The following is an 8300-nucleotide window of genomic DNA, read 5'->3' on the forward strand; positions in this document are numbered from 1 at the left end:
GTCTTCACCGAGGTCTTCGTCGACCTCGTCCTGGGCGACGACGACCTCGTGCGTGCCGAGTTCGACGCGCTGATCGCTGACTGTTGGGAATCGCCGTCAGAACCGCCGCGCCGGAAGACGTCTCCACCCGGCGGCGGATGGTCCGGGCGGCCACCGCGCCAGTGGCCGCCCGGACACCGGCCCCGGCTCACCGGCACGCCTCCGGCGCGACGGTCCCCGGGCAGGCAGCGCGGCCCTCCGCCGAACCGGACGCAATGACTCCGCGGCAACGGCCCCCGAAGCAACGGCTCCGACGCAGTCGCTCCGAGGCAGTCGCTCCCAGGTAGTCGCTCCCAGGTAGTCGCTCCCAGGCACTGGCCCCGGAGGAATGGCCTCGCTGCCGCGATGACTCCCGATGTAGCCCATGGCAACGAAACTTGGTGGGGAGGTGGTAGCCCCATACCGATCGAACGTGATTGGCCCCGGTGATGCGGCCGCCCGCACTTGATACACCCTTGACCCGCGGCGGCTCCTGAGCCTCGCCGCTTGTCCTTCCTAGGACGACACCACAGCGGGCCGCCGCATCACCCCGGGCCCCGTGAACCCCGATTCATACGAGCCCATTAGCAGAGGTGAGCGCGATGACCATCGAAGCCGTCCGGCAGTCGCCGGCCGTGCGGTGGCTGCCGGCCGAACCTTTCGCTCACCTCGACGACATCCACCACCGAACGAGCCGCGGTCTGCGCGCGCTCACCGCTGCGTCGACTCCCGGCGGCGAACCACCGCCAGGAGTCGACGTCGAGGAAACCGCCGACGAGTTCGTGATCGAGGTCGACCTTCCCGGCGCCGCGGGGGTGATCGTGGAGTGGAACGCCCGGTACCTCGTCGTCCACGGCCGGATCCCGGAGCGCGCTCACACCGGACCGCTGCGCCGGCACACCCGACGCACCGGGCCAGTGCACTACGCCATCGCGCTACCCGCACCGGTGCAGGGCGACAAGATCACCGCCACGGTGACCAACGGCGTACTCACCATCCACGCGCCCAAAGCCCACCCGGGCCCCGCCGTCTACATCATCGACGCCGACGCTTCGGAGGGGCAGTTGCCATGACCGCGCGCCCGTTGGACCCGTACGCCGTCTTAGGCGTGACCGTCGAGGCCTCCGACGACGACCTCGACCACGCCTTCCGCGGACGCGTCCGTCAACTCCACCCCGACACCCGCACACCAGACTCCAACCACGACCACGACCACGACCACGACGCTGGCGGCGAGCCCGGCCGAGAGTCCCGCAGCGAATCCGGCCGAGGGTCCGGCAGCGAATCCGGCAACGACGCCGACCGACGGCTGCAGGATCTCCTCAACGCCTACGCCACCCTGCGCGACCCGATCCGCCGCGCCGCCTACGACCGGACCCGGGCCTGGGCCCAGGCAGCCGCGCCCAGCGCACCTTCGCCGCACCCGCCGCGCTCCCAGTCCGTGCCGATCCGGTCCAGCCCCGCGATCCAGCTCAGCCCCGCGATCCAGCTCAGCCCCGCGATCCAGCTCGGCCCGGCGATCCGGGTCAGGCCGGCGATCCGGGTCAGGCCGGCGATTCGGGTCGGTCCAGTGCGGTGGTACCCGCCTGCACCAGGAGGAACACACCATGGCACCCGTTGACGACATCGAGACCTACTGCGACAACGGCATCTGGAAGACCCGCTGGCGCAACAGCCCCCAACCCTTCGCCACCGGCGGCGGCAATCAACGCCAAGTGACCAAAGGCGCCACGGTCGCGCAGTGGTACGGCGTCGACCACATCACCAACCCCGACGGCACCACCGCCGAACACAACTCCTACCGCTACCGCCGAGAAGCCCACACCACCGGCGACCTGGACGCCATCACCGACCACTCCGCAGCCGGATCCGCCCCTCTGGTGGAGCTGTAACGCATTCTGGAACTGGCGGTGCTCGCCGGGGATCCCTCGCATTCGCCTGGCATGAGCGCTGGCCCCGGGCCGGTGGTCTACCAGGTGTGCGCGTTCTCCGGTCGAGCGGTCACCCATGACCCGGTCCACGCACGGCGGCTCGGCCGCACGGACGCACGGACGCACGGACGGAGGCCGCGATGACCGCGGGGTTGCCGGTTCAGAGAACGCCCAGCAACGCGTCGTCCCGTCGTACCAGATCCACATCACGGCCCAGGTCCCGACGGCCCTGATACAGGTCCCGGGCTGATATGAGCGACGACTTGCCCAGGAAGAGGCGGGCGACGATCAGTTGTTGTTGGGTACGCCGTCAGCACCAGCATCCTCCCGATCGCTCGGGCCATCGGGACCAACCCCTGTACGGCGCCTTGGGTGCCAATGGACCGTTCTCGCGGATCGGCAAGGCCAGCTTCCTCGCGCTGCTGGCCGATCTTGGTACGGCGGACGTCCTCACCCAGTCGTGCGACCAGCTCGTCAATCACTGTAGCTTCTACACCGCTTTCCAGATCGCCGACGATTACCGGCTCGTCGTCTGCGGACGCACCCTCGGCTCCATCCCGGTCGGCTTCCCGGTGCTGGTCGGCAGCAGGCCCATCTTCGCCGGCCACCGCTGGCGTGTGCTCGACGTCGACCGCCGGTCGCGAGCCATCGAGCTGACCCGTTCCAGCAGGGTGGGCAGCCGCCTTCGTTCGCGGCCGGCGGTTGCCAGATCGCGGATCTCATCCGTCGGCGGATGTGCACCTGGTACGACCGATATCCCGAACTACCTCATCAGACGGCGCAGAACTTACTCGACGCAGGCCGGGCGTCCTGCCGTCGGATCGAGCTTCAAGAGCGACCTTTTTGTTGTCTGAGGCAACGACACCGTGATCTTCTCCTGGCGAGGCGATCGGATCCTCAACACACTCGCCCTCATGCTCGCCCAAGCCTGCCTCCGGGTGAGCACCGACGAGTCGCCGTCGTCCGCGAGGTCGCCGCCCGGGACAAGCCGGATCCGCTCGTCCTGCGACGAACCGTGCAGAACAAGGAACGAGACACCTTGGAGCCGGTCGGGTAGTCGATGTCGGTGAAGACCCTCGGCAGCTAGGCCACTCAGCTGCTCGGCCAGGTGGCGTGTGGAGGTCATTCGGTCGTGGCGGCGGTGGGGTGTGGGGCCGTGGTGCCGGGGCAGGCGGGGCAGTGCGTTCGCGGCGTTCGAGCTGGGAGTTCCCGGTGCAACAGCGTCGCCACGGCCGCGGCGACGGTGAGCACCATGACGATTCCGCCGTACCAAGTGGTGGTGGTCAGCAGCCCGAGGTGTGTGCTCACGATGCCGGCGATGATGGCCGGCACGCTGAACGCGAGGTAGGAGACGACGAAGATCGCGGAGACCAGCGCCGCCCGCTGGTCGGCGGGAGAGGCAGTGATGACAAGACGGAACGCGCCCATCCACGCCGGGCCGAACCCTAGCCCGGCGAGCACGCTGCCGGTGAAGAACAGTCCGGTCGAGGTCTGGTGGAGCCCGACCAGCGCGATGCCCAGTCCGATCACGAGGGCGACCGAGCCGCCGAGCATCAGCGTGCGAGAGGCGATCTTCGTCGTCAGCAGGCTCGCCAGTACGGCGGCGCCGGCTAGCGCGAGCACCACCAGACCGCCGACGACGTGGCTGCGCGAGTGCAACACGCCGGCGGCGAGCGAGCCGCCCAAGGACAGGAACAGCCCGGACAAGGCCCAGTTCGCGACGAGCAGCGGGGTTACCGCGATGAACGCCCCGCGCGCCTGGGCCGGGACGCCGATCTTCGGACGTAGGGCCTGCCGCCACGATGCCGTGGCAGGCATCGTCTCCGGTACGGCGAGGACGGCGAGCAGCCCGGCCGCGAAGACTGCGACCAGTAGCCAATAAACCAGGTGGGTCGGCGCTGGGGCGTACTGGACGAGAACACCCGCGCCGATGGCACCGAGCGCGAGTCCGGCCGGTGGCGCGGTGCTGCCCACCGTCGGGCCGAGCCCGGGACGGTGTTCGGGCTGCAGGTCGAGCAGCCAGGCCGAGAGTGCCCCGGTGGCGATTCCGGTCGCGATGCCCTGCAGCACGCGCGCGAGCGACAGCCAGAAAACGCCCGGTGCCACCGCGAACGTCACCATCGCGACGACCTGCACGATGCCCGCGACGAGCAGAGTCGGGCGGCGTCCGATCTGGTCGGAGATCGAGCCGGTGAACACCAGCGCGACCAGCAGTGCGAAGACGTACACCGCGAAGATCACGGTGAGCGTGGTGGCCGAGAAGTGCCACTGCGCTTGGTAGACCACGTACAGCGGTGACGGAGCGCTGCTGGCGAACAGGAACATCCCGTACAGGCCGGCGATCACCCAGAACCCGGTCAGGTTCGGCATGACCCGGCGGCGTGGCGCGGGTACGACCTCGGCGCTCACGCTGGTTCCCTTGCGGATGCTCGGGACGATGTCGCCGAGGGTGCGGCCTGCTGTTCGCTGCTTTCTCCGAGCAAGGCGTCGAGGGTGCGTGGCGGAGTGCCGGTGACCTCCTGCACGGTTGCGGTGACCTGCGCGGCGTAGCCCCCGGTACCGGAGTGTTTGTAATCCTGGTAGAGCCCGACGAGAGCATCGGTCATCCAGGGGCTGAGGCCGAGTCCGGTCAGCGCCTGGGTGACGGCGCCGTCGGGGACGTCGGTGTAGGTGATTGGACGGCCCAACGCCGTCGACAGTTTCGCCGCGACGTCGTCGTACGACAATGCCTGCGGGCCGGTGACGTCATGGACGGTGCCGTCGGCGCCGTGGCCGGTGAGCAGTTTCGCCGCGACGGCGGCGACATCGCGGGTATCGACCATACTGATCCTGCTGTCGGCGGCGTTGGCGTAGAAGGTACCGCTGGCGTCGATGCCGGGAATCGTGGTTTCCGGAATGTTCTGCAGGAACAGGCTGGGGCGCACGATGCGGTACGGGACGCCCGACGCCCGGAGGTAGTCATCGGCGGCGCCGTGGTCGCGGCGGAACACCGACTCCGCGGCCGGGTCGGCGCCGAGGATCGAACTCCGTACGAGCAGCCGGGCACCGGCCCGTTCGGCGGCATCGATCGCGTTGATGTTGAGCTGCACCTCCTGCTCCGAAGGTCCGCAGAGCAGGAACACCCGCTCCGCGCCGTCCATTGCCGCGGGCAACGAGGCCGGCTCCGCCAGGTCCCCGATGACGGCGGCAACACCGGCCGGGAGGTACGTGACGCCTTCAGCGCGCCGGACGAGCGCCCGTACCGGCTCGCCCCAGTCGACGAGCAGGCGGATCAGCGCTGACCCGATCTTGCTCCGACCTCCAATGACCAAGAACATGACTGTCCTCTCTCTGACGGCCGGCAGTGCGCGAAGTCCGAGGCCGCGGGACGCCCGTGAGGTGCGAAGCGGTCGGCCAGCAGGCAGATGTAGACGACCTTCGTGGCGTGGTAGCTGAGGCGCTCGATCCCGGTGGCGCCGCTGATCCCGACCACGAGCCTTCGCGGCCCGCTCACCGGGCCGCGCCGCCGGTGCCGAAGAATCGCTCGGCATCGGCCGGATGGAACTCCTCCCCGTACACCGCCCCGGCCCGTCGCGGCCCTTCCATGACGGCCGCATCAGCCAGGCCGCCGACATCGAAGGGTGCGAACCCGCTGTCGGCGATCAGCCCCGCCACGACCGTTTTGGCGTCCGGGTCGTCGCCGCACAAGAACATCACCACGCGCTCCGGCCCGGTGCGGCCGGCGGCCTCGGCCTGGAACCCCGCGGTCAGCGTGTTGAACGCCTTCACCAGCCGCGCGCCGGGCATCCGAGCCTGGTTCACCTGCGCGGCCGTCCGGCCGCCGAGATCCGCCGGCTCACCGCGCGCGAACTGGTTCGTCGTGTCGACGACGATCTTCCCGGGCAGTTGGCCCGCTTCGCTCAGTACCGCGTCGATGCCGGTCCACGGGACCGACAGCACCACGACCGGACCGAAGCCGGCCGCGGCAGCCACCGAACCTGCACGACACCCGATCGCCGCCGCGCGCCTCGCCAGGTCGTCCTGGTCGTGTGCGTAGCTGAGGAGCACCTCGTGCCCAGCCCGGGTCAGGAACCGAGCGATGTTCCCGCCGATCCGCCCGGCACCGATCACGCCGACCCGCATTGCCGCCTCCCGAAACTAGTTTGAGTCCAAACTTAACAGGCGACGTGCCGGTAGGCTATGGCCATGTACGAGCGCAATCGCGCCCTTCGGCCGGACGCGGGCCGCGACTCGATCGCCGGCGTCATCAACGGCTGGCACACCGCGCGCCCGGACCTCGACGTCGAACCCATCGCCATCACGGCGCGGCTCGCCCGGCTGCGGCCGGCACTCGGCACCCGCCTGGAGCAGGTCTTCGCCCAGCACGACCTCACCGGCGCCGACTTCGCCGTACTGGCCACCATCGTGCGCACCGGCGGAGCCCCTCTCAGCCAACGCCAACTCATGGCCGAGCTCAACCTCACCGCCGGCACCATCAGCGTCCGCGTCAACCGCCTCGTCCGCGACGGGCTAGTCTCCCGCGACCCGGACCCCACCGACGGCCGCGGCGCACTGATCGGCCTGACCGACCGAGGCCGCGCAGCCTTCGAAGCCTGCGCTCCCGAACACCTCGCCAACGCCCGGCAACTGGTCAGCGGACTCACCAAGGCCGAACGCGACCAGCTCGCCGCCTTGCTCAGCAAACTCCTGCACAGCCTCGAGCCGCCCGCCGCCGGCGAGCGTTGAGGGTCAGTGCAAGCGCGCCTGGGCTCGCACTGCCCTCGAGCAGCACGAGCCCACGGCTACGCCGCCTCTACACCGCGGCAACGGGTCAGCGGGAGCGCCTCATCCCGAACGACAGTGCCCCCAGGCCCAGCAGTACGGCGATCGCGCCGGTGACCACGTTGCTCCAAATGGTCCGGGTGGTCGCCACGTTTCCGCTGACCACCCACGGCGCGATGATCGTCCAGACACCGATCAGCGGCGCGACCCAGGCCATGCCGTGCAGCCGGCCGTACGCGGACGCGAATCCGGCCGCGAGCAACGCCAAGGCGATCCCCACGATGAGGTTGTTCCCGGTCAGACTTGTGAACCCGGTGAAACCGACCACCCAGGGCGAGATCGCCAGATAGAGACCGGTCAGGAACGTCAGACCATCGACGACCTGCGCCGTCTGAGTCTCTCCGACCGCGTCGTACTTGGCCCGCAACGCCATCAGATCAGGGTGCGTCCGCATCGACTCGGTAGCCATTCTCAGCCACCACCTTCTCCAGTCAGCAGGTATTGCCTTCGGCGAGCGAGGCTCTGCCAGGCTTCGGCGTGTGCCGGACCGGTCGATCCGGGGTCGTCGAGGTCAGATCCGCACCTCGCCCCTATATATCCTGTTAGGATATTATCACGCCAGGAGGTAGCCACCAATGGGTTCAGTCCGTCAGCGTCTCGGCGACCGGGACTACGCCCGCCTGCTCGCCTTCCGGGTCGGGCTGCGCTCCTTCCTCCGATGGAGCGAGGAGCAGGCCGGCGCGGTCGGGCTGACCGCTGCCCAGCACCAGTTGCTGCTCGCGATCCGCGGCCACTCCGGCCCGCAAGGCCCGAAGGTCGGCGAGCTGGCCGACTACCTGTGCACCCGGCACCACAGCGCCGTTCAGCTCATCGATCGCACTGAACAGCTCGGCCTCATCGAGCGCAGCCGCGATGAGACGGACCGGCGCGCCGTACGGCTTACCCTGACCGAGGCCGGCCAGCAGAAGCTCGCCGAACTCAGCACCACCCACCTCGAGGAACTGCACCGGCTGGCCCCACTGATCGACCAACTCCCCGATCCGGCATCCAGCACCCCAACACCCTGAAGCAGCGCTGCCCGCCTCTGACGGAGCAGGCGAACACCAGAAGGTTCGCCTTCGACGGCTCGTCCTCCAGCCTGGAACGACTCCCATCTCGCGTCATCGGGCGACGCCGACTCGCAACGGCGCTCCCCTCCGTCGTACCGGGACTCCCAGGCCAGTACAACCGGTCGTCGACGGAACGATCGGGCTGGTTGGTTCGGCCCCGGCGTACCGCTGCGTTCAAACTCCGAAGAGCTGGCCGTACGCCCTCGGTCTCGCACTTGTGCGCGCAGCCTGCAGTAGTCCCCACAGCAGCGCCGAGTTGGCGGTCACGACCGGTTTGCGCAGTTCCTCCTCGAGTGCGGCGATCACGCCGACGGCCCGGAAACCGTTCCCGCCGAGGAAGACGGCCTCGGCGTCCGGTGGCGTGTGGGCCGCCACCCACGCGAACAGCTCCGCCGGATCGATGCTGCGCTGGTTGCTCGGCAGCTCACACGATCCGTGGACAATGACGTCCATTTCTCGGGATTCGAAGTAGTCGGCCCCT

Annotated in this window: 10 protein-coding genes and 2 pseudogenes; 7 read left to right on the plus strand and 5 right to left on the minus strand. The window is 69.3% G+C overall.

Annotated features, from left to right (window positions below):
- The 5 genes and pseudogenes from VFF46_RS18820 to VFF46_RS18840 all read left to right on the plus strand — a co-directional run.
- Positions 1 to 258, plus strand: a pseudogene (locus VFF46_RS18820) (hypothetical protein); the annotation flags it as partial.
- A 362-nt stretch (positions 259 to 620) separates the two neighbouring features.
- Positions 621 to 1091, plus strand: coding sequence for an Hsp20/alpha crystallin family protein (locus VFF46_RS18825; RefSeq protein WP_325038452.1), 471 nt, complete (start codon positions 621 to 623; stop codon positions 1089 to 1091).
- Positions 1088 to 1639, plus strand: a complete 552-nt coding sequence (locus VFF46_RS18830; RefSeq protein ID WP_325038453.1) for a J domain-containing protein — start codon at positions 1088 to 1090, stop codon at positions 1637 to 1639. The genes VFF46_RS18825 and VFF46_RS18830 overlap by 4 nt, the downstream gene beginning before the upstream one ends.
- The gene (locus VFF46_RS18835; RefSeq protein WP_325038454.1) at positions 1626 to 1910 is read left to right on the plus strand and encodes a hypothetical protein; all 285 of its coding nucleotides are present in this window, start codon (positions 1626 to 1628) and stop codon (positions 1908 to 1910) included. Before VFF46_RS18830 ends, VFF46_RS18835 begins: the two co-directional genes overlap by 14 nt.
- 290 nt (positions 1911 to 2200) lie before the next feature.
- Positions 2201 to 2803 (plus strand): hypothetical protein, encoded by a 603-nt coding sequence (locus VFF46_RS18840; protein WP_325038455.1) that lies wholly within the window; start codon positions 2201 to 2203, stop codon positions 2801 to 2803.
- Between the two features lie 268 nt (positions 2804 to 3071).
- Here VFF46_RS18840 and VFF46_RS18845 read toward each other — a convergent pair whose 3' ends face one another.
- The 3 genes from VFF46_RS18845 to VFF46_RS18855 form a co-directional block, all read right to left on the minus strand.
- A complete protein-coding gene (locus VFF46_RS18845) occupies positions 3072 to 4358 on the minus strand; it encodes an MFS transporter (protein ID WP_325038456.1) in 1287 nt (428 codons plus the stop codon).
- Complete coding sequence (locus tag VFF46_RS18850; protein ID WP_325038457.1) at positions 4355 to 5266, minus strand: SDR family oxidoreductase; 912 nt, start codon at positions 5264 to 5266, stop codon at positions 4355 to 4357. Before VFF46_RS18850 ends, VFF46_RS18845 begins: the two co-directional genes overlap by 4 nt.
- 172 nt (positions 5267 to 5438) lie before the next feature.
- Entirely contained in the window at positions 5439 to 6071 is a 633-nt protein-coding gene (locus tag VFF46_RS18855) for an NADPH-dependent F420 reductase (RefSeq protein ID WP_325038458.1), read from the minus strand.
- A 63-nt stretch (positions 6072 to 6134) separates the two neighbouring features.
- Here VFF46_RS18855 and VFF46_RS18860 point away from each other — a divergent pair, with 63 nt between their 5' ends.
- Complete coding sequence (locus VFF46_RS18860) at positions 6135 to 6674, plus strand: MarR family transcriptional regulator (protein WP_325038459.1); 540 nt, start codon at positions 6135 to 6137, stop codon at positions 6672 to 6674.
- An 85-nt stretch (positions 6675 to 6759) separates the two neighbouring features.
- On the opposite strand, the gene VFF46_RS18865 is transcribed toward VFF46_RS18860, so the two are convergent.
- A complete protein-coding gene (locus VFF46_RS18865; RefSeq protein ID WP_325038460.1) occupies positions 6760 to 7179 on the minus strand; it encodes an SPW repeat protein in 420 nt (139 codons plus the stop codon).
- A gap of 166 nt (positions 7180 to 7345) precedes the next feature.
- Between VFF46_RS18865 and VFF46_RS18870 the strand changes: the two genes are divergently transcribed.
- Positions 7346 to 7777, plus strand: coding sequence for a MarR family winged helix-turn-helix transcriptional regulator (locus VFF46_RS18870; protein ID WP_325038461.1), 432 nt, complete (start codon positions 7346 to 7348; stop codon positions 7775 to 7777).
- A gap of 216 nt (positions 7778 to 7993) precedes the next feature.
- On the opposite strand, the pseudogene VFF46_RS18875 reads toward VFF46_RS18870, so the two are convergent.
- A pseudogene (locus tag VFF46_RS18875) lies at positions 7994 to 8300 on the minus strand (maleate cis-trans isomerase); the annotation flags it as partial.

It is taken from the genome of Kribbella sp. (assembly GCF_035655035.1).
Taxonomy (GTDB): domain Bacteria; phylum Actinomycetota; class Actinomycetes; order Propionibacteriales; family Kribbellaceae; genus Kribbella.